Genomic DNA, 21,545 nt, shown 5'->3' on the forward strand with positions numbered 1-21,545 from the left:
TTTGTGTAAAAGCGCCACGGAAAATATTGTGCAGACAACGAAACATCTTTCCGAAGGAACCATCCCATGGCAAATACTGATAACAAATCTCCCTCAACGGTGCATGATTTACGCTCTGCGCTCCAACTACTGAAAACACTTCCCGGCGAGTACGTTGAAACCGATACCGAAGTCGACCCGCACGCGGAACTCTCTGGGGTGTATCGTTATGTGGGCGCGGGCGGAACCTGCCAGCGCCCGACCCGCAAGAACGGGCCGGTGATGGTATTTAATAAAATCAAAGGATTTCACGATATCAGCGTGGCAATTGGGCTGAACGGTTCGCGCCAGCGCGTCAGCCATTTTCTGCAGTGCGAACCAGCAAAACTAGGGCATCTGCTGAAAGATTCTGTGGAAAACGCCATAGCGCCAGTCATGACTCAGGGCGCGGCGGAATGTCAGGAAGTGGTGCATCTGGCGAGCGATGCCGATTTCGATCTGCGCAAACTATTACCCGCTCCGACCAATACAGAAGAAGACGCTGGTCCCTATATTACCATGGGCCTGTGCTACGCCTCAGACCCGGAAACTCACGAATCCGATATCACCATTCACCGCTTGTGTGTACAGAGCCGCGACGAACTGTCCATGTGGCTGACCCCTGGTCGCCATATTGATGCTTTCCGCATGAAAGCAGAAGCCGCAGGTCAGCCGCTACCGATTTCAATCAGCATCGGCGTGGATCCGGCGATTGAAATTGCCGCCTGTTTTGAGCCGCCAACCACCCCACTGGGCTTCAACGAATTGAGCATTGCGGGCGCGCTGCGCGGCAAAGCCGTTGAGATGGTGCAGTGTAAAACCATTAACGAAAAAGCTATCGCTCATGCGGAGATCGTCATTGAAGGCGAACTGCTGCCAAACGCACGCGTACGCGAAGATCAGAATACCCATACCGGGCGCGCAATGCCTGAGTTTCCGGGTTATACCGGCGAAGCGAAAGAGGCTATTCCGGTGATCAAAGTGAAAGCCGTTACTCACCGCATTAACCCCATCTGGCGCACCACCGTCGGACCTGGCGAAGAACATGTCAATATGGCCGGTATTCCGACTGAAGCCAGCATTCTGGATATGGTAGAACGCGCCATGCCGGGCAAACTACTCAATGTTTTCGCCCACTCGGCGGGCGGTGGCAAACTTCTGGCGGTTCTGCAGTTTAAAAAATCTTCTCCGACAGATGAAGGTCGGCAGCGCCAGGCTGCTCTACTGGCTTTCTCTGCATTCCCGGAACTCAAGCACGTCATCCTGGTGGATGAGGATGTAGATATTTTCGATAGCGACGACGTTCTCTGGGCCATGCAAACCCGCTACCAGGGGGATGTTGACACCATTACGATCCCTGGCGTTCGTTGCCACCCGCTCGATCCGTCACAGGTGCCGGAATACAGCCCGAGCATCCTGCAACAGGGAATGTCCTGCAAAACCATTTTCGACTGTACGGTGCCATTCCACCTGAAGCACAACTTCCAGCGTTCCAAATTTAAAGATGTGGACGTGAAGCGCTTCCTGCCGGATTTCGAGTAAAGGAGACCACCATGACAGCACGCATCATCATTGGGATCAGTGGGCCTCCGGGTTTCAGTACGGCGTTAAGGCGCTGGAGTTGCTTCGCCAACACCCCGTTGAAGTCCATCTGGTGGTCTCAAAAGGAGCAGAAAAAACCTGCGAACTGGAGACAGATTACCGCCTGGACGATGTGACAGCGATGGCTGACGTGGTACATCCCATCGCGGATCTGGGGGCGGCTATCTCCAGCGGTTCATTTAAAACACTGGGGATGCTGATCGCACCATGTTCCATGCGCTCTTTGGGCGCAATCGCCCACTGCCTGACGGACAACCTGCTGACCCGTGCGGCGGACGTGGTGCTGAAAGAGCGTCGTCGTCTGGTGCTGCTGGCCAGAGAAACCCCGCTGAACCTCGGTCATATTCGCAATATGGCCGCAGTAACTGAAATGGGCGGGATCATCTTTCCGCCGGTTCCGGCGCTGTATCAACGTCCGCAAACGGCGGACGACATCATCACCCATAGCGTTAATCGTGCGCTCGATCTGTTCGACCTTGAGGTCAACAATATCCCCCGCTGGGGTGAAGGCGAGCTAAATTTTACTTAACAGGACATTTCTCAATGTTAATCGGCCCATATGTAAATGGTTCCGCCGTCATTCTTGGCGGGCTAGTTGGCGCAATGGCGGGCGGCAAGCTCCCTGAGCGTGTGAAAACGGCGCTGCCGATGACTTTCGGGCTTTGCTCCGTTGGTCTTGGTATCACGCTGGTACTAAAAGTGAAATATATGCCAGCAGTGGTGCTGGCAATGGTGATCGGCGCCATTCTCGGTGAATTGCTGCATCTGGAAAAAGGAATTGGTAAAGCCGCTGGCTCCACGCGCGGTTTAATCAACAAAGTTCTGCCGCCAGTTAATGGCCTGGGTCACGAAGAGTTCACAGAGAAATTTGTCGCCATCCTGGTACTGTTTTGCGCCAGTGGCACCGGGATTTTCGGGGCGATGACCGAAGGGATGAGCGGCGACCCATCAATTCTGTACATCAAAACGATCCTCGATCTGTTTACCGCAGGGATTTTTGCCACACTTCTCGGCTACGCGGTTATGACCATCGCCATCCCACAAATCATTATTCAGGTAGCGCTGGCGATGCTGGCAGTGATTATCCTGCCGATGATCACTCCTGACATGATGGCGGATTTCTCTTGTGCTGGCGGACTGCTGATGGTGGCCACCGGTTTGCGTATCTGTAACATTAAACTTTTCCCGGTCGCCAACATGTTGCCAGGGCTTGTTTTGGTAATGCCTTTGTCCCATTTATGGGCTACCCTAGTGGCCTGAGTGCATGACCCGGCGGGTTTGTGTCGGGTCATTTTTTATTTTCAGGAGTTGTCATGGCCGGGGAACATGTCATTTTGCTGGACGAGCAAAATAAACCGTCAGGCATGCTGGAAAAGTATGCCGCCCATACCTTCAACACCCCTTTGCATCTCGCGTTTTCCTGCTGGATATTTAACGACCAGGGACAACTGCTGGTGACGCGCCGTTCACTGCACAAAAAAGCCTGGCCTGGCGTCTGGACAAACTCTGTCTGTGGCCATCCGCAGTCGGGGGAGACAACCGAAGATGCCGTTATCCGCCGCGCCCGTTTTGAACTGAGCGCAGACATTACCGCGCTCGCCTCTGTATATGCGGATTTCCGTTATTGCGCTACGGATCCCAATGGAATTATGGAGAACGAAGTTTGTCCGGTCTATGCCGCGCAGCTTACCAGCCAACTACAGCCAAATGCGGATGAAGTGATGGATTACCAGTGGAGCAATCTTGAGGATGTGTTAAGCGGGATTGATGCAACGCCGTGGGCGTTTAGCCCGTGGATGGTGATGCAGGCTTCAAACGATAAGGCGCGAGAATTACTGCGCAAGTTTGCCAACGGGAATTAATTGCCTGATGGCGCTATGCTTACCAGGCCTACATAACGAATTGTAGGCCGGATAAGGCATCAGCCGCCATCGGGCATGTCACATCTTACTTAACCGGGCGCATCGCCGGGAACAGGATCACGTCGCGGATGGTATGGCTGTTGGTAAACAGCATAACCATTCGGTCGATACCAATACCCAGACCCGCAGTCGGCGGCAGACCGTGTTCCAGAGCGGTAACGTAGTCTTCGTCGTAGAACATCGCCTCGTCATCACCCGCATCTTTGGCGTTAACCTGATCCTGGAAACGCTGCGCCTGATCTTCTGCATCGTTCAGTTCGCTGAAACCGTTACCGATCTCACGTCCGCCGATGAAGAATTCAAAGCGATCGGTGATTTCCGGGTTTACGTCATTACGACGCGCCAGCGGAGAAACTTCGGCCGGGTACTCGGTAATGAAGGTCGGTTGAATCAGGTGCGCTTCCGCGACTTCTTCGAAGATCTCAGTCACGATACGGCCCAGACCCCAGCTCTTCTCAACTTTGATGCCGATAGATTCAGCGATCGCTTTAGCAGAGTCGAAGTTATCCAGATCGGCCATGTTGGTTTCCGGACGGTATTTCTGAATCGCTTCGCGCATGGTCAGTTTTTCGAACGGCTTACCGAAGTCGAAGACTTCTTCGCCGTAAGGCACTTCGGTGGTTCCCAGAACGTTCTGCGCCAGCGTGCGGAACAGTGATTCGGTCAGTTCGATCAGATCTTTGTAGTCCGCATACGCCATGTAGAGTTCCATCATGGTGAACTCTGGGTTATGACGAACAGAGATGCCTTCGTTACGGAAGTTACGGTTAATTTCGAATACGCGTTCGAAGCCGCCAACCACCAGACGCTTGAGGTACAGTTCCGGCGCGATACGCAGGTACATATCCAGATCCAGCGCGTTATGATGGGTGATGAACGGACGCGCCGCCGCGCCGCCAGGGATCACCTGCATCATCGGGGTTTCTACTTCCATAAAGCCGCGACCCACCATGAACTGGCGGATGCCAGCCATAATCTGTGAGCGCACTTTAAAGGTATTGCGGGATTCATCGTTAGAGATGAGATCCAGATAGCGCTGACGATAACGCGCTTCCTGGTCCTGCAGCCCGTGGAATTTATCCGGCAGCGGGCGCAGCGCTTTCGTCAGCAGACGCAGCTCGGTGCAATGAATGGACAGCTCACCGGTCTTGGTCTTGAACAACTTACCTTTCGCGCCGAGGATATCGCCCAGATCCCATTTTTTGAACTGCTCGTTGTAAACGCCTTCCGGCAGATCGTCACGAGCAACGTACAGCTGAATACGGCCGCCAACATCTTGCAGCGTAACGAATGAGGCTTTACCCATAATACGGCGGGTCATCATACGACCAGCAACGGATACCTCAATGTTCAGCGCTTCCAGCTCTTCGTTTTCTTTCGCGTCGAAGTCAGCATGCAGTTGGTCTGAGGTGTGATCGCGACGGAAATCGTTCGGGAACGGGATCCCCTGCTCACGCAGGCTCGCCAGCTTCTCACGGCGCGTTTTCAGTTCATTGTTAAGGTCGGCTACCGCGTCAGCGCCCTGTACGTGTTGTTCAGACATGTTGGTTCCTCATAACCCTGCTTTCAAACTTGCTTCGATAAATTGATCCAGGCTGCCATCCAGCACCGCCTGCGTGTTACGGGTTTCAACCCCGGTACGCAGATCTTTAATGCGGGAGTCATCAAGGACATAAGAACGAATCTGGCTACCCCAGCCGATATCTGACTTATTGTCTTCCATCGCCTGTTTCTCGGCATTCTTCTTCTGCATTTCCAGTTCATAAAGCTTCGCTTTCATCTGCTTCATGGCCTGGTCTTTGTTCTTGTGCTGGGAACGGTCGTTCTGACACTGCGTCACAATCCCGGTCGGGATGTGGGTGATACGCACCGCCGATTCTGTACGGTTAACGTGCTGACCGCCCGCGCCAGAGGCGCGATAAACGTCAATGCGCAGATCCGCCGGGTTGATGTCGATATCGATATCATCGTCAACTTCCGGATAGACAAATGCCGAGCTGAACGACGTATGGCGGCGACCGCCGGAGTCGAACGGGCTCTTACGTACCAGACGGTGTACGCCGGTTTCAGTCCGCAGCCAACCGTACGCATATTCGCCAGCAATTCTGATGGTCACGGATTTAATACCCGCCACTTCGCCTTCAGATTCTTCAATAATTTCAGTCTTAAAGCCGCGAGCTTCGGCCCAACGCAGATACATACGCATCAGCATGCTCGCCCAGTCCTGCGCTTCCGTACCGCCGGAGCCAGCCTGAATATCGAGATAGCAATCTGCGCTGTCATATTCGCCGGAGAACATACGACGGAATTCCAGCTGCGCCAGCTTATCTTCCAGGGTATCGAGTTCTGCTACGGCTTCGTTAAAGGTTTCTTCGTCGTCGGCTTCTACAGCCAACTCCAACAGGCCGGAGACATCTTCCAGGCCCTGGCTCATTTGGTCGAGTGTATCTACGATGGCCTCAAGGGAGGAACGCTCTTTACCCAGCGCCTGCGCGCGTTCGGGTTCGTTCCATACGTCCGGCTGTTCCAGCTCGGCGTTTACTTCTTCCAGACGCTCTTTCTTGGCATCATAGTCAAAGATACCCCCTAAGAACGTCAGAGCGCTCCGTGAGGTCCTGAATGCGGTTATTTACCGGATTAATTTCAAACATTGTCTGATTTCTTTTATTGGACTAGTCAAAATGCGGTTATAAGAGCGGGATTGTAACTAATCCACGCCCTTTTTTATAGCGATTAGTGACGCTAAAGTGGCCAGATATTATCGATTATTAGCTGCAAACTACGGTTGCCGCGAAACTCATTAATATCCAGTTTGTAGGCCAACTGAACATCGCGCACGCCGTTGTCCGGCCAGCAACTGGTATCAACGTTGAACGCAATTCCGTCCAGCAGAGGTCCGCCGCCAACCGGCTCCACCATCACCTTCAGATGACGCTCACCCACCAAACGCTGCTGAAGCAGACGGAAATGTCCATCAAACAGCGGTTCCGGGAACATTTGCCCCCACGGCCCGGCATCACGCAGCATTTGCGCGACCTCCATGGTCATCTCCGCGGCGCTTAGCGGGCCATCTGACACCACTTCGCCCTGCAGCAAGGCGGGATCCAGCCACTCGGTTACCAGTTCGCCGAAACGCTGCTGGAAACGCTCAAACTGCGCCACTTCCAGCGACAAGCCCGCCGCCATGGCGTGACCGCCAAACTTGAGGATCATGCCAGGATGAAGGGTGTCCAGGCGCTCCAGCGCATCACGCATGTGCAGCCCCTGAATCGAACGCCCGGAGCCTTTGAGCGTACCGTCGCCGGCAGGAGCAAACGCAATCACCGGACGATGAAAACGCTCTTTAATGCGCGATGCCAGAATGCCGACTACTCCCTGATGCCACTCAGGATGGTACATCGCAAGGCCGCCCGGTAGCGTCTCGCTACTGCGCTCCAGCTTTTCACACAGGGTCAGCGCTTCCGCCTGCATGCCCTGCTCAATTTCTTTGCGTGTCTGATTGAGCGCGTCCAGTTCATTGGCCAGCATGCGTGCTTCGCCAATGTTGTCGCACAGCAACAGCGCCACGCCGACGGACATATCATCCAGACGGCCAGCGGCATTCAGCCGTGGCCCCAGCGCAAAACCTAAATCGCTGGCAGCCAGCTTAAGTGGGTCGCGGTTGGAAATTTCCAGCAGCGCCTTAATGCCGGGACGGCACTTTCCGGCACGAATACGGCTTAATCCTTGCCACGTCAGAATGCGGTTATTAGCATCCAGCGGGACCACGTCGGCCACTGTGCCGAGCGCGACCAGATCGAGCAAGTCCGCCAGGTTCGGCGGCGCAATGCCTCGTTCATCAAACCAGCCTTTGTCACGCAGGAAGGTGCGCAGCGCCAGCATCAGATAGAAGGCCACGCCAACCCCTGCCAATGATTTAGACGGGAATTCACAGTCGTGCAGATTGGGGTTGATGATCGCCTCTGCATTAGGCAGCGTATCTCCTGGCAGATGGTGATCGGTCACCACCACCGGGATCCCCAGCGCTCTGGCATGTTCCACACCGGCGTGAGACGAGATGCCATTGTCTACGGTGACAATCAGCTGAGCGCCACGCGCATGCGCCTGCTCCACCACTTCCGGGCTTAAGCCATAGCCGTCTTCAAAACGATTAGGCACCAGGTAGTCAACGTTACCACAACCTAACGCACGCATCGCCAGAATGCTGAGCGCCGTACTGGTCGCGCCATCGGCGTCAAAATCGCCGACCACAATAATGCGGGTTCCCGCGCGAAAGGCGTTATAGAGGATCTCAACTGCTTTTTCGACGCCGTTCAAATGCTGCCACGGCAGCATTCCTTTTACGCTACGTTCAAGTTCCTGGGCGCTGCGCACGCCGCGGCTGGCGTATAAACGACGCAGCAATGGCGGCAGGTCATCAGGTAGCTCGGTTGTCTCGTCGGCTTCACGCCGACGAAGTTGTATCTTTTGTTTCACGCGAATTATTTACCGCTGGTTTGTTTTGCATGTGCGTCGAGGAATTCTTTCATCTCTTTCGGGCCCTGATAGCCAGGCACGACATAGCCGTTGCTCAGCACAATCGCCGGCGTGCCGCTAACGCCAAACTGCACGCCCAGCGCGTAGTGGTTCGCGATATCCACATCACAGGTTGCTGGTTTCACGTCCTTGCCTGCCATCGCGTCATCAAAGGCTTTGTTTTTATCCTTCGCGCACCAGATCGACTTCATGTCCTGCTCGGCCTGGCTTTCCAGACCCTGACGCGGGAAGGCCAGATAACGAACGGTGATCCCCAACGCATTATAGTCTTTCATCTCTTCATGCAGCTTGTGGCAGTAACCACAGGTGATGTCGGTGAAAACGGTAATGACGTGTTTTTCCTGCGGCGCTTTGTAGACGATCATCTCTTTTTCCAGCGCGTTCAAATGCTTCATCAGCAACTGGTTAGTAACATTCACCGGGCTTGCCCCGCTCACGTCATACATCGGTCCCTGAATAATATGTTTACCGTCTTCAGTTACGTACAGCACGCCGCTATTGGTCAGTACGGTTTTCATACCCGCCACCGGAGCAGACTGAATCTCGGTGCTCTGTACCCCCAGCTTTGCCAATGACTGGCGAATCGCCGCATCGTCTGCATGTACCATGCCGGAAAACGCCGTTGCCAGCAGGGTGAACATCATAAAACGTTTTTTCATAACCTATCCTTTCCTGTCAGCAATCACGCTCGCGGGTGATGCTGTTGATGTAGTTGACGCAAGCGCTCCGTTGCGACATGAGTATAAATTTGTGTTGTCGAGAGGTCGCTATGCCCCAGTAGCATCTGCACCACGCGCAGGTCAGCGCCATGATTGAGCAAATGCGTGGCAAAAGCATGCCGCAGGACGTGCGGTGACAGCTTCTCGCTGTCGATTCCCGCCAACACAGCATAGTGTTTAATACGATGCCAGAAGGTCTGACGGGTCATCTGTTGCGCCCGCTGGCTGGGAAACAGCACATCAATCGATACGCCATTGAGCAACCATGGACGCCCATGTTCCAGATACGTTTCCAGCCAGTAAACCGCCTCTTCACCCAACGGCACCAGGCGTTCTTTGTTGCCTTTACCGATCACCCGAACCACACCCTGACGCAGGCTGACGTCACTCATCGTCAGTCCCACCAGCTCAGATACGCGCAGGCCCGTTGCATACAATACTTCCAGCATGGCTTTGTCGCGTAGCTCCAGCGGTTGCTCAATCAGTGGCGCCTGCAACAGTCGCTCCACCTGTGCCTCACTGAGATCTTTAGGCAGGCGCTGCGGAAGCTTCGGTGATGCAAGCGAGGCGCTGGGATCGTCTTCGCGAAATTTTTCGCGGTACAGATGCTGAAAAAAGCGCCGCGTAGCACTGAGCAAGCGAGCGGAACTGGTGGCTTTATATCCCCCATCCATCCGCTCGGCCAGCAATGCCTGCAGATCATCGCTCTGCGCCGTCGCCAGCGAGACGCCACGGTGATGTAACCATTCGACAAGCATGGTCAGATCGCGACGATACGCACTTAACGTGTTTTCCGCCAGATTTCGTTCCAGCCACAGGGCATCAAGAAACTGCTCGATGCGCGCCAGATCCTGTTCCACTCGCGCCCCTTATTCCACTCTCATTTTTGATGCATTATGCCTCATTGTGCCGGGATTGCGGCGATTCTGTTACACTACCCGCAACGCTACAGCAGAATTGAGATGTTTACGTCATGAACATGGGTCTTTTTTACGGTTCCAGTACCTGCTACACCGAAATGGCAGCAGAAAAAATCCGCGATATCCTGGGTCCCGAACTGGTGACACTGCACAACCTCAAAGATGATTCCCCGACCTTAATGGAGCAGTATGATGTGCTCATTTTGGGCATCCCTACCTGGGATTTTGGTGAAATTCAGGAGGATTGGGAAGCGGTCTGGGAGCAACTGGACGACCTCAACCTGGAAGGCAAAATTGTCGCGCTTTACGGGATGGGCGATCAGCTAGGATATGGCGAATGGTTCCTGGATGCGCTGGGGATGCTGCACGATAAACTGGTCACCAAAGGCGTCAAGTTTGTCGGTTACTGGCCAACCGAAGGCTATGAATTTACCAGCGATAAACCCGTCATTGCTGATGGACAGCTGTTTGTTGGTTTGGCGCTGGATGAAACGAACCAGTACGATCTCAGCGATGAACGCATCCAGAACTGGTGCGAGCAAATTCTTGGGGAAATGGCCGAACACTGGTCCTGATAAGCGTGTTGCCGGATGACGCCGTGAACGCCTTATCCGGTTTACCTCACGCATCAAACCTAAGGCCCTAAAGCGGCACGCCATCAGATATTTGTTGGCATTACCCCTGCTTGGCCTGTTGCAGCATTAACCGCCGTAAATCTCGCCACTCAGCCTCATCCATACTGTCTGCCGCCAGCCACAAATGCTGACGTTTCCCGGTATCTGAACGCAAACGCAGCATCATGCCTGTTTTGACCATCCAGGGCGCGCTAACGATAGTCCACTCCTGCCCTTGCCAGCGCAGACGGCCGTCCATCAACAGCCTAATCTCGCCCTGACAGGCATTAATTCTACGTTGGCTGCGTACGCTATCGAACACCACCAGAGAGAGCAGAACCATCCATAATGGGGTGTAGCTCAAAGGCCAGGGCATCAATAAAATAAATACCGCGACCAGCCCATGAACGAGCAACGAAAGCCACTGCGCGCGCCACGAAACGCGTAAATCAGATTGCCACTGGACCACGTTCCCGATTCCGTGTCTGGATAAGTCGCACCATCTGCTCCAACTGAGCATCAGCTGGTTTCCCATGATTCATCAACCAGTTAAATAAATCTGGATCGTCACATTCTAGCAGACGGATAAAGATACGTTTTTCTTCGTCACTTAAGCTGTCATATTCATGTTCGAAAAACGGCATGATAGAGATGTCCAGCTCGCGCATACCGCGGCGGCATGCCCAATGAATACGTGCTTTATTATTAATATCCATGTTCTTCTTCCTGTCTCGCGAAAACGAAGTATCCGGCTATTGTAACGTGTTTTTCACGCGCTTTTGCGGGATTATCAGCTAATGGAAGCACATTCGCTAAATAAAACCGCATTAAGTCAAAGGATTCATCATTTTTGGATGTCTCCTCGCAAAGCTAACTATATGGCACAAATAGCCTGTTTAAACCGCTTGCAATGGGCCATAGCTCTTTTACCATTAGTCATTATCACTGCGTTAAGCAAATCAGGACATTATTATGGCTTTTACATCTTTTCCTCCTCGCCAGCCTTTTGCGTCAACGCGTTTACCTCTGACGCTAATGACGCTCGATGACTGGGCGCTCGCCACCATTACCGGTGTCGACAGTGAGAAGTATATTCAGGGTCAGGTCACGGCTGATGTCAGCCAGATGACCGAGCATCAGCACGTGCTGGCAGCCCATTGTGATGCCAAAGGTAAAATGTGGAGCAATCTGCGCCTGTTCCGTAACAGTGACGGTTTTGCATGGCTTGAACGCCGCAGCTTGCGCGATGCGCAGCTTACAGAACTGAAAAAATATGCGGTCTTCTCGAAGGTAGTGATTGCGCCGGACGACGAGCGTGTTCTGTTGGGCGTAGCGGGATTCCAGGCACGAGCGGCGCTGGCCAATCTCTTTAGCGAATTACCGAACAGCGAAAAACAGGTTATTACCGAAGATGCTTCCACAATACTGTGGTTCGAACACCCTGCCGAGCGTTTCCTGCTGATTGTTGATGTTGCAACGGCGGAAAGCCTGGTTGAGAAACTGCGCGGCGAAGCGGAGTTAAATAACAGTCAACAGTGGCTGGCGCTGGATATCGAAGCGGGTATTCCGGTCATTGATACTGCCAACAGCGGACAGTTTATTCCCCAGGCGACCAATATGCAGGCTCTGGGTGGGATCAGCTTCAAAAAAGGCTGCTATACCGGCCAGGAAATGGTGGCGCGCGCCAAATTCCGCGGCGCCAACAAACGCGCCATGTGGACTCTGGCAGGTACGGCCAGCCGGGTGCCGGAAGCTGGCGAAGATCTGGAACTGAAAATGGGTGAGAACTGGCGTCGTACTGGTACCGTACTCGCCGCAGTACAGCTCGCTGATGGCCAGATACTGGTGCAGGTCGTGATGAATAACGACATGGAAGCCGACAGCGTGTTCCGCGTTCGCGATGACGCAAAAACGCTGCATATTGTGCCGCTGCCGTACTCGCTGGAAGAGTAAAAGCTTAACGCCGGATGGCGCTACGCTTATCCGGCCTACAGGCACATTTTGTAGGCCGGATAAGGCGTTAGCCGCCATCCGAAATCAAGGGTTACGCCTGTCCAACATACAAATAAATCGCCAGGAAGTGGCAAACGCTGCCGCCCAGTACAAAGCCGTGCCAGATCGCGTGGTTATATGGAATGCGCTTACAGACATAGAAAATAACGCCCAGCGAATACACCACACCACCAACGGCCAGCAAGGTCACGCCTCCCGCCGCCAGTTTAACCGCCAATTGATACACCACAATCAGCGATAGCCAGCCCATTGTCAGGTAAGTCACCAGCGACAGAACCTTAAAGCGGTGCGCAATGGTCAGTTTGAATAAAATACCGAGCAGCGCCAGGCTCCAGATAACAATCATCAGTCCACGTGCCAGCGGCGAATCAAGCCCCACCAGCAGAAATGGCGTATAGGTCCCGGCAATCAGCAGATAAATCGCGCAGTGGTCGAATTTTTTCAGCCAGACTTTCGCTCGCTGATGGGGGATCGCGTGATACAAAGTTGAGGCGAGAAACAGCAGGATCATGCTGCCGCCGTACAGGCTATAACTGGTAATCGCCATAGCGCTGGCGTTGGTATCCACTGCCTGAACCAGTAACAACACCAGCCCGACAATCCCAAATACCAGCCCGATACCGTGACTGATGCTGTTGGCTATTTCCTCTGCCAGCGAATATCCCTGCGCGATTAATGGTTTCTGAACCATAGCTTACTCCCGAGAAACGAACACTTTCGTTATTGCCCCTCTAGCGTAACTGAGAATGGTTCCAGTGAACACCTGTTAGCTGTAATATTTATCTTAAAATAAATAGTTCATAAAAATCATATAATTAATTTTAATCTTTCAGCTAACAAGCGTACGCATTAAATCAAACACATTTAAAATCAATCACATAAAATTGCGTTTGATCCGGGTAAATCTCGGCGATCACATGTTTCAGTTCTTCAAGCGACATGTTTTCCTGCTGAGCATGTTTTTCAGTCAGCGTATCCAGCGTGACGGTTGAGGTGCCAACAACTTCAATCGTGCAGAAGTATCCCTCATCTTCAAAGCGCCCAACCCGTAGAATGTCACCGGTTTTGAAGTGTGATTCGGACTCGTCACGAATGGTGATAGTTTTGCGTCCGGCCAGTATGTCATCCTGGAAACGCTGAAAAAAAGTGATGTCATTTGGCTGCATGTTATTATTCCCTGTAGATGAAGTCTGATGAGTGAGTTTTGCTATTGTGAGTATGTTCTCCCACGCTGCCATCGCCAGTCTCAACAATCTTGAGATGCTGGTCTACAACTATGTCATCAAAAATCGTGACAAAGTCATGTACATGACCATTCGCGAACTAGCCGATGCCGTGGGCGTTTCCACTACCACCGTACTGCGCTTTTGCCGCAAGCTTAAGTGTGAAGGTTACTCAGAATTTCGCGTACGCTTCAAATTATATTTAGAGCAGAATGAACCGCAACAGGCTAATTTCGGCGCCAGCGAAATTATCAGCTTTTTTAAAAGCGTCAATAACGACGAATTCGATAAACTGCTCGATCAGGCTGTTGATATTATATTATCTTCCGAACGTATTATATTTGTTGGCGCAGGAACGTCAGGAGCGCTTGCGAAATACGGCGCACGTTTTTTCTCCAACGTCGGCAAATTCAGTAATCATATTGACGACCCTTATTTTCCGGTAACCAATGATATGGCCAGAAACGCGCTGGCAATCGTGCTTTCCGTCTCCGGCGAAACAGAAGAGATCCTGCGTTTTGCCAGCCAGTTCAGCTTGCACCACTGTAAAGTGTTGTCTGTAACCAGCCATGAACAGTCACGTCTGGCGAAACTCGCCGACTTTAATCTCTCCTGGCACGTTCCACAAACACGCATTGCCGGGGTATACGATATAACCACGCAAATCCCCGTTATTTATATTCTGGAATCGCTTGGCCGCAAACTGGCGAAAAGAATAGCGTAAAAAAACAATCTGTTTTTTTGATGTAACAAATCACATTAATGCTATTTTGTTATATCGTGACATTTAGGTTTCCTTTGTTAGACTCAAAATCAGATTGTATTAATTTGAGACTGAGCGCAGATGAAAAAACTTACCTTAGCAAAAGATTTTTTATGGGGCGGCGCGGTTGCGGCGCACCAGGTCGAAGGTGGCTGGAACAAAGGTGGCAAAGGCCCCAGCATTTGCGACGTACTGACCGGTGGGGCACACGGCGTTCCACGAGAAATCACTCAGGAAGTCGTGCCCGGTAAATACTACCCCAACCACGAAGCCGTCGATTTTTACGGTCATTACAAAGAAGACATTAAGCTGTTTGCCGAAATGGGCTTCAAATGTTTCCGTACCTCCATCGCATGGACCCGTATCTTCCCCAATGGGGACGAAACCCAGCCGAACGAAGAAGGTCTGAAGTTCTATGACGACATGTTCGATGAATTACTGAAATACAACATCGAACCGGTCATCACCCTTTCCCACTTCGAAATGCCGCTACATTTGGTTCAACAGTATGGGAGTTGGACCAATCGCAAAGTTGTTGATTTCTTTGTTCGATTTGCTGAAGTCGTCTTTGAGCGTTACAAACACAAAGTCAAATACTGGATGACCTTCAACGAGATCAATAACCAACGTAACTGGCGCGCACCGTTGTTTGGCTATTGCTGCTCCGGTGTGGTGTATACCGAGCATGAAAACCCGGAAGAGACCATGTACCAGGTGCTGCATCACCAGTTCGTGGCCAGCGCGCTCGCAGTGAAAGCCGCACGCCGCATCAACCCGGAAATGAAAGTGGGCTGCATGCTGGCTATGGTGCCGCTCTATCCATTCTCCTGTAAGCCCGAAGATGTCATGTTCGCCCAGGAGTCAATGCGTGAACGCTACGTCTTTACCGACGTCCAGTTGCGCGGCTACTACCCAAGCTATGTGTTGAATGAGTGGGAACGTCGCGAATTTAACATCAGGATGGAAGACGGCGACGAGCAAATCCTGCGTGAAGGCACCTGCGACTATCTCGGATTTAGCTACTACATGACCAACGCGGTGAAAGCGGAAGGCGGTAGCGGTGATGCCATTTCCGGTTTTGAAGGTAGCGTGCCGAACCCGCACGTCAAAGCCTCCGACTGGGGCTGGCAGATTGACCCGGTTGGCCTGCGCTATGCTTTATGTGAGCTGTACGAGCGCTATCAGAAGCCGCTGTTTATCGTTGAAAACGGGTTTGGCGCCTACGATAAAGTGGAAACAGATGGCAGCATCAATGATGACTACCGCATCGATTATCTGCGCGCCCACATCGAAGAGATGATGAAGGCGGTCACCTATGATGGCGTAGATCTGATGGGCTACACGCCGTGGGGCTGCATCGACTGCGTTTCGTTCACCACCGGTCAGTACAGCAAGCGCTACGGCTTCATCTACGTGAATAAGCACGATGACGGCACTGGGGATATGTCGCGTTCACGCAAGAAGAGTTTTGAGTGGTATAAAGCGGTGATCGCCAGCAACGGCGAGAATCTGTGATTTTTCGCCGGATGGCGGCGTAAACGCCTTATCCAGCCTACAGGTATGATCCCGTAGGCTGGATAAGCGCAGCGCTATCCGGCCATTAAATCTCTACTTCCCGCCGGCCAGCTCCAGAAAACTGCCCGTGACGTAAGATGCCTTCTCGCTCAGTAGCCAGCAAATCGCCTGCGCGACTTCTTCCGGCTGCCCACCACGCTGCATAGGCAACATGGATTTCACGCGATCAACCCTTCCCGGCTCTCCACCCGACGCATGCATTTCAGTGTAGATCAGGCCTGGACGTACGCAGTTTACACGGATCCCCTGCGCCGCCACCTCCAGTGCCAGGCCGGTGGTGAGCGTGTCCACCGCACCTTTTGAAGCGGCATAATCAACATATTCGAATGGCGCACCGAGCCGTGATGCCGCCGAAGAGACATTCACAATCGCCCCACCCTGACCGCCGCGCTTAAACGACATGCGCTTTACCGCTTCCCGACAGCACAGAAAATAGCCGGTAACATTGGTCGCCAGTACGCGGTTAATTCGCTCTGCAGTTAAGTTTTCCACCGTGGTCTGTTCAAATAAAATCCCGGCATTATTCACCAGCGCAGTCAGCGGTTCCCCTTCACGGTCGATCGATTCAAACATCGCCAGCACCTGACTTTCATCACTGATATCCGCACGCAGCGCAAATGCCTTACCACCTGCCGCGACGATGTGGTTCACCACCTCGGTTGCCGCACGAATATTGTGATGAAAATTAACGGCGACCGTGTAACCCTCCAGTGCCAGTTGCAGCGCGGTTGCTCGCCCAATACCGCGACTGCCGCCAGTAACAAGTGCGATTCCCATAGAGACCTCCAGATATGAAAAAGCCGGGAGGCGGCTTCGCCTTACCCGGCCTGGAAATTATTCAATTACGCGGAAAAGTTACTGATATTCGCTCATCGGCACGCAGGAACAGAACAGGTTACGGTCGCCGTAAACGTCATCAAGACGCTTCACGGTAGGCCAGTATTTGTTCGCCACGCCTGCCGGGAAGACTGCGATTTCGCGGCTATAACCGTGGTTCCACTCGCTCACCAGCTCATTCTGGGTGTGCGGCGAGTTTACCAACGGGTTATCTTCCAGCGACCACTCACCGGCTTTCACGCGCTCGATCTCAGCGCGGATTGCCAGCATCGCGTTAATAAAGCGATCCAGTTCCACTTTGCTTTCAGATTCGGTCGGTTCCACCATCAGCGTACCCGCTACCGGGAACGACATGGTTGGCGCATGGAAACCATAGTCGATCAGACGTTTGGCAATATCCAGTTCGCTGATGCCGGTCTCTTCTTTCAGTGGGCGAATGTCGAGAATACATTCATGCGCTACACGGCCATCGCGACCGGTATACAGCACCGGATAGGCATCTTTCAGACGGCTGGCAATGTAGTTAGCGTTAAGAATAGCGACCTGGCTTGCCTGCTTCAGACCTTCTGCGCCCATCATACGGATGTACATCCAGCTGATTGGCAGAATGGATGCGCTACCGAACGGTGCGGCAGACACCGCGCCCTGACGGGTAAGCATCCCTTCAATCTGTACCACGCTGTGGCCAGGCACAAACGGTGCCAGATGCGATTTAACGCCGATCGGTCCCATGCCCGGGCCGCCGCCGCCGTGCGGAATGCAGAAGGTTTTATGCAGGTTGAGGTGCGAAACGTCCGCGCCGATAAAGCCCGGCGTGGTGATTCCAACCTGGGCGTTCATGTTCGCGCCGTCGAGGTACACCTGGCCGCCGAACTGGTGCACAACTTCACACACTTCGCGGATCGTTTCTTCATATACGCCGTGGGTGGACGGATAGGTCACCATGATGCAAGAAAGGTTCGCAGCATGTTGTTCTGCTTTTGCCCGCAGATCGTCGAGGTCGATGTTGCCGTTCTTATCACAGGCGACTACCACCACCTGCATCCCCGCCATTTGTGCGGAAGCCGGGTTAGTACCGTGGGCGGACGCCGGGATCAGGCAGATATCGCGATGGCCTTCGTTACGGCTTTCGTGATAATGACGAATCGCCAGCAGGCCAGCGTATTCGCCTTGTGCGCCGGAGTTCGGCTGCATGCAGACTGCGTCATAGCCGGTCAGTTTTACCAGCCACTCGGAAAGCTGACCGATCATCTGGTGATACCCTTCCGCCTGCTCTGGCGGGCAGAACGGATGCAGTTCAGCGAATTCCGGCCAGGTGATAGGAATCATCTCGGCGGCGGCGTTCAGCTTCATGGTGCAGGAACCCAGCGGGATCATCGCCTGATTCAGCGCCAGATCTTTACGCTCCAGCGAGTGCATGTAGCGCATCATCTCGGTTTCGCTGTGGTAGCGGTTAAACACCGGGTGGCTGAGGATCGCGTCGTCACGCAGCATGCTGCTCTGAATGGAACGACTGTCGAGCGCCACGTCTTTATCCAGCGTGTCGATGTTCAGGCCGTGGCTGTCGCCCAGCAGAACATTGAACAACTGCACCACGTTTTCACGGGTGGTGGTTTCGTCGAGCGTAATACCTACCGCGTTATGAATATCGCTGCGCAGGTTGATCTCTGCCGCTTCCGCACGCGCCAGTACCGTAGCTTTATCGGCCACTTCAACACACAGCGTGTCGAAGTAGTGCGCATGACGCAGCTTTAAGCCTTTCTGTTGCAGACCAGCCGCCAGAATATCGGTCAGGCGGTGGATACGATTAGCGATGCGCTTCAGACCGACCGGACCATGATAAACGGCATACAGGCTGGCGATGTTAGCCAGCAGTACCTGTGAGGTACAAATGTTGGAGTTCGCTTTCTCACGACGGATATGCTGCTCGCGAGTCTGCATCGCCATGCGCAGTGCGATATTGCCCGCCGCATCTTTTGATACGCCGATAATACGGCCTGGCATGGAGCGTTTGAATTCGTCTTTGGCGGCAAAGAATGCCGCGTGCGGACCACCGTAACCCATCGGTACGCCGAAGCGTTGCGCAGAGCCGAAAACGATATCCGCGCCCTGTTTGCCCGGTGCGGTCAGCAGAACCAGCGCCATAAAATCGGCAGCGACGCTGACCACAACTTTACGGGATTTCAGCTCAGCAATCAGTTTGCTGTAGTCGTGCACTTCACCAGTGGTACCAACCTGCTGCAACAGCACGCCGAACACATCCTGGTGATCCAGTGCTTTCTCAGCGTCATCCACAATGACGTCAAAACCAAAGGTTTCTGCACGAGTGCGAACCACATCCAGCGTTTGTGGATGAACATCAGCCGCCACAAAGAAACGGTTGGCGTTTTTCAGTTTGCTGACGCGTTTGGCCATCGCCATGGCTTCGGCCGCCGCGGTGGCTTCATCCAGCAGAGAGGCGGAGGCCATGTCCAGCCCGGTCAGGTCCAGCGTGACCTGCTGGAAGTTCAGCAGCGCTTCCAGGCGTCCCTGAGAGACTTCCGGCTGATACGGCGTATACGCGGTGTACCAACCCGGATTTTCCAGCATGTTACGCAGGATAACCGGTGGCAACTGCACGGCGGTGTAGCCCATGCCGATGTAGGACGTGAAGCGCTTGTTACGCCCGGCGATGGCTTTTAATTCGGCCAGCGCAGCGTATTCTGTCGCCGCCTCGCCTACCTGCGGCGGGGTTGCGAGCTGAATGTCTTTCGGCACAATCTGGCCGATCAGCGCGTTTAACGACTCGGCGCCAACCGCATTCAGCATCTCTTGCTGCTGCGCGGCGTCCGGTCCGATGTGGCGTTCAATGAAAGCGCCGCTGTTTTCAAGCTGGCTTAACGTCTGTGTCATGGGCGATGGTTCCTGAAACGTGCAGTGAATCGTGATTGTCTCTAACTCAATTGCCCGGTGGCGCTGACGCTTACCGGGCCTACGCGTGCGAAAACGAATACGCAAAATAATTCGCGTTGCAGTGAGTAGGCCGGATAAGCATTAGCGCCATCCGGCACAACATTATTCGTCTTCTAACAATGCTTCGTACGCAGTGGCATCCAGCAGCGATTCGATTTCGCTTTCATCGCTGGCTTTGATTTTGAAGATCCAGCCACCGGCATACGGTTCGCTGTTAACCAGTTCCGGGGAGTCGCTGAGCGCGTCGTTAACCGCGACAATCTCACCGCTTACCGGCGCATAAATATCAGAAGCCGCTTTTACGGATTCCGCAACGGCGCAGTCATCGCCCGCGCTGACGGTGGCACCAACTTCTGGCAGGTCTACGAAAACCATGTCACCCAACAGCTCCTGAGCATGTTCGGTGATACCAACGGTGTAAGAGCCGTCAGCTTCTTTGCGCAGCCATTCGTGTTCTTTGCTGTATTTCAGTTCTGCAGGTACGTTGCTCATCAATCAATCTCCAAAAAGGATGAATCACGCGACGGCTTTGCCGTTACGCACAAAAACAGGTTTAGTGACTTTTACTGGCATTTCGCGGTTACGGATCTGCACGATCGCTGTCTCACCGATACCCGCAGGGACACGCGCCAGCGCGATGCTGTAGCCCAGGGTTGGGGAGAATGTTCCGCTGGTGATAATGCCTTCATGCTGGTTACCGGAAGCGTCAGTGAAACGTACTGGCAGTTCATTACGCAGCACGCCCTTCTCGGTCATCACCAGTCCGACCAGCTGTTCATGGCCTTTGTCGCGCTGCATTTCCAGTGCTTCACGACCAATAAAGTCGCGGTCGGCAGGTTCCCACGCAATGGTCCAACCCATGTTGGCTTCCAGCGGAGAAATCCCTTCGTCCATCTCCTGACCATACAGGTTCATACCCGCTTCCAGACGCAGCGTGTCACGCGCGCCCAGACCGCAAGGTTTGACGCCTGCTTGTACCAGCGCACGCCAGAAATCAGCCGCTTTTTCATTCGGCATGGCGATTTCATAGCCTGCTTCGCCGGTATAGCCGGTGGTTGCGATAAACAAATCACCCGCCTGAACGCCAAAGAACGGCTTCATACCTTCTACCGCATGGCGCTGTTCGTCAGTAAACAACGTGGCTGCTTTTTCCTGCGCGTTTGGCCCCTGCACCGCAATCAGCGACAGGTCGTCACGAACGGTGATGTCGATGGCGTAGGGTTCAGCGTGTTGGGTAATCCAGGAGAGGTCTTTTTCGCGGGTGGCGGAGTTTACAACGAGGCGGAAGAAATCTTCAGTGAAGTAATAGACAATCAGGTCATCTATCACACCGCCCGATGCGTTAAGCATACCGGAGTAGAGGGCTTTACCCGTCTTCGTTAGCTTCGCAACGTCGTTTGCCAGCAGATAACGCAAGAACTCCCGGGTGCGGCTGCCGCGCAGGTCGACGATGGTCATATGCGACACATCAAACATACCGGCATCGGTGCGAACAGCATGGTGTTCATCGAGCTGAGAACCGTAATGCAGTGGCATCATCCAGCCATGGAAATCTACCATGCGCGCGCCACATAGCGTGTGTTGTTCGTACAAAGGAGTCTGTTGAGCCATCTTTTCCTCGTTGAATAAGCGGGGCTACCAACTCTTTCGCGGTGAAATTTTCGCCACGAAACCCAGCACCGCAGCCGCTCCAGGGGCTACGACGCAAACGTTCTCTTTGTCCTGAACTTACCACCGAAACAGACGCTAAACCATAAGGCAAAATTAGCCATCACATTAGCTTATGGCAAAAAATGGCCAGATCGATGACAGAATATAAATCCACAAGTACGCCAAAAAATCAGAACAACA

At 53.4% G+C, this 21,545-nt stretch carries 20 protein-coding genes and 1 pseudogene; 8 read left to right on the forward strand and 13 right to left on the reverse strand.

Features of this window, described 5'->3' with window-relative positions; translation table 11 throughout:
* Window positions 1–66: 66 nt before the first annotated feature.
* The 4 genes and pseudogenes from KQJ18_RS11270 (at window position 67) to idi (ending at window position 3,482) form a co-directional block, all read left to right on the forward strand.
* Window positions 67–1,560 carry a UbiD family decarboxylase gene (locus KQJ18_RS11270; RefSeq protein WP_038633458.1) on the forward strand — a complete coding sequence of 498 codons (1,494 nt, stop codon included), beginning with the start codon at window positions 67–69 and terminating at the stop codon, window positions 1,558–1,560.
* 11 nt (window positions 1,561–1,571) lie between these two features.
* Window positions 1,572–2,149: pseudogene (locus KQJ18_RS11275) on the forward strand (UbiX family flavin prenyltransferase).
* A gap of 14 nt (window positions 2,150–2,163) precedes the next feature.
* Window positions 2,164–2,880 carry a DUF554 domain-containing protein gene (locus KQJ18_RS11280; protein WP_038633463.1) on the forward strand — a complete coding sequence of 239 codons (717 nt, stop codon included), beginning with the start codon at window positions 2,164–2,166 and terminating at the stop codon, window positions 2,878–2,880.
* 53 nt (window positions 2,881–2,933) lie between these two features.
* On the forward strand, window positions 2,934–3,482 hold the full coding sequence (idi, locus tag KQJ18_RS11285; protein ID WP_038633466.1) for an isopentenyl-diphosphate Delta-isomerase: 549 nt from the start codon (window positions 2,934–2,936) through the stop codon (window positions 3,480–3,482).
* 85 nt (window positions 3,483–3,567) lie between these two features.
* On the opposite strand, the gene lysS is transcribed toward idi, so the two are convergent.
* From lysS to xerD, 5 genes are all read right to left on the reverse strand, one after another.
* The gene (gene lysS / locus KQJ18_RS11290; protein ID WP_006686909.1) at window positions 3,568–5,085 is read right to left on the reverse strand and encodes a lysine--tRNA ligase; all 1,518 of its coding nucleotides are present in this window, start codon (window positions 5,083–5,085) and stop codon (window positions 3,568–3,570) included.
* 9 nt (window positions 5,086–5,094) lie between these two features.
* A protein-coding gene (gene prfB, locus KQJ18_RS11295) for a peptide chain release factor 2 (protein ID WP_100194817.1) occupies window positions 5,095–6,193 on the reverse strand; the annotation gives its coding sequence in 2 pieces (ribosomal slippage) (window positions 5,095–6,117 and window positions 6,119–6,193; 1,098 coding nt in all).
* Window positions 6,194–6,284: 91 nt separating this feature from the next.
* Window positions 6,285–8,018 carry a single-stranded-DNA-specific exonuclease RecJ gene (gene recJ / locus KQJ18_RS11300; protein WP_216421978.1) on the reverse strand — a complete coding sequence of 578 codons (1,734 nt, stop codon included), beginning with the start codon at window positions 8,016–8,018 and terminating at the stop codon, window positions 6,285–6,287.
* A gap of 5 nt (window positions 8,019–8,023) precedes the next feature.
* Window positions 8,024–8,737, reverse strand: coding sequence for a bifunctional protein-disulfide isomerase/oxidoreductase DsbC (dsbC, locus tag KQJ18_RS11305; RefSeq protein WP_061382414.1), 714 nt, complete (start codon window positions 8,735–8,737; stop codon window positions 8,024–8,026).
* A gap of 23 nt (window positions 8,738–8,760) precedes the next feature.
* The gene (gene xerD, locus KQJ18_RS11310) at window positions 8,761–9,657 is read right to left on the reverse strand and encodes a site-specific tyrosine recombinase XerD (RefSeq protein WP_038633475.1); all 897 of its coding nucleotides are present in this window, start codon (window positions 9,655–9,657) and stop codon (window positions 8,761–8,763) included.
* Between the two features lie 113 nt (window positions 9,658–9,770).
* On the opposite strand from xerD, the gene fldB reads away from it, so the two are divergent.
* Window positions 9,771–10,292: a flavodoxin FldB gene (fldB, locus tag KQJ18_RS11315; RefSeq protein ID WP_038633478.1), complete on the forward strand. Its 522-nt coding sequence runs from the start codon at window positions 9,771–9,773 to the stop codon at window positions 10,290–10,292.
* 100 nt (window positions 10,293–10,392) lie between these two features.
* Here fldB and KQJ18_RS11320 read toward each other — a convergent pair whose 3' ends face one another.
* Both KQJ18_RS11320 and sdhE read right to left on the reverse strand, forming a co-directional pair.
* Entirely contained in the window at window positions 10,393–10,800 is a 408-nt protein-coding gene (locus tag KQJ18_RS11320; RefSeq protein WP_038633481.1) for a protein YgfX, read from the reverse strand.
* On the reverse strand, window positions 10,781–11,047 hold the full coding sequence (gene sdhE, locus KQJ18_RS11325; RefSeq protein WP_016154349.1) for an FAD assembly factor SdhE: 267 nt from the start codon (window positions 11,045–11,047) through the stop codon (window positions 10,781–10,783). Before sdhE ends, KQJ18_RS11320 begins: the two co-directional genes overlap by 20 nt.
* Window positions 11,048–11,303: 256 nt before the next feature.
* On the opposite strand from sdhE, the gene ygfZ reads away from it, so the two are divergent.
* Entirely contained in the window at window positions 11,304–12,284 is a 981-nt protein-coding gene (gene ygfZ, locus KQJ18_RS11330) for a tRNA-modifying protein YgfZ (protein WP_085048764.1), read from the forward strand.
* 91 nt (window positions 12,285–12,375) lie between these two features.
* Here the strand turns inward: ygfZ and KQJ18_RS11335 are convergent, their stop codons facing one another.
* Both KQJ18_RS11335 and yqfB read right to left on the reverse strand, forming a co-directional pair.
* Entirely contained in the window at window positions 12,376–13,035 is a 660-nt protein-coding gene (locus KQJ18_RS11335) for a hemolysin III family protein (protein ID WP_038633489.1), read from the reverse strand.
* A gap of 163 nt (window positions 13,036–13,198) precedes the next feature.
* Entirely contained in the window at window positions 13,199–13,510 is a 312-nt protein-coding gene (gene yqfB, locus KQJ18_RS11340; RefSeq protein WP_061382416.1) for a N(4)-acetylcytidine aminohydrolase, read from the reverse strand.
* Window positions 13,511–13,562: 52 nt separating this feature from the next.
* On the opposite strand from yqfB, the gene KQJ18_RS11345 reads away from it, so the two are divergent.
* The gene (locus tag KQJ18_RS11345) at window positions 13,563–14,291 is read left to right on the forward strand and encodes a MurR/RpiR family transcriptional regulator (RefSeq protein ID WP_085048762.1); all 729 of its coding nucleotides are present in this window, start codon (window positions 13,563–13,565) and stop codon (window positions 14,289–14,291) included.
* Window positions 14,292–14,411: 120 nt separating this feature from the next.
* Window positions 14,412–15,845, forward strand: coding sequence for a 6-phospho-beta-glucosidase BglA (gene bglA / locus KQJ18_RS11350; RefSeq protein ID WP_038633498.1), 1,434 nt, complete (start codon window positions 14,412–14,414; stop codon window positions 15,843–15,845).
* A 93-nt stretch (window positions 15,846–15,938) separates the two neighbouring features.
* On the opposite strand, the gene KQJ18_RS11355 is transcribed toward bglA, so the two are convergent.
* From KQJ18_RS11355 to gcvT, 4 genes are all read right to left on the reverse strand, one after another.
* Window positions 15,939–16,682, reverse strand: a complete 744-nt coding sequence (locus KQJ18_RS11355; RefSeq protein ID WP_069324817.1) for an SDR family oxidoreductase — start codon at window positions 16,680–16,682, stop codon at window positions 15,939–15,941.
* A gap of 78 nt (window positions 16,683–16,760) precedes the next feature.
* Window positions 16,761–19,634 (reverse strand): aminomethyl-transferring glycine dehydrogenase, encoded by a 2,874-nt coding sequence (gene gcvP / locus KQJ18_RS11360; RefSeq protein ID WP_085048761.1) that lies wholly within the window; start codon window positions 19,632–19,634, stop codon window positions 16,761–16,763.
* Window positions 19,635–19,796: 162 nt separating this feature from the next.
* On the reverse strand, window positions 19,797–20,186 hold the full coding sequence (gene gcvH, locus KQJ18_RS11365; RefSeq protein ID WP_006686886.1) for a glycine cleavage system protein GcvH: 390 nt from the start codon (window positions 20,184–20,186) through the stop codon (window positions 19,797–19,799).
* 24 nt (window positions 20,187–20,210) lie between these two features.
* Entirely contained in the window at window positions 20,211–21,305 is a 1,095-nt protein-coding gene (gene gcvT / locus KQJ18_RS11370) for a glycine cleavage system aminomethyltransferase GcvT (protein WP_038633507.1), read from the reverse strand.
* Window positions 21,306–21,545 lie beyond the last annotated feature (240 nt).

This window comes from Citrobacter sp. S55_ASV_140 (genome assembly GCF_018919505.1).
In the GTDB taxonomy this organism is placed as follows: domain Bacteria; phylum Pseudomonadota; class Gammaproteobacteria; order Enterobacterales; family Enterobacteriaceae; genus Citrobacter; species Citrobacter werkmanii.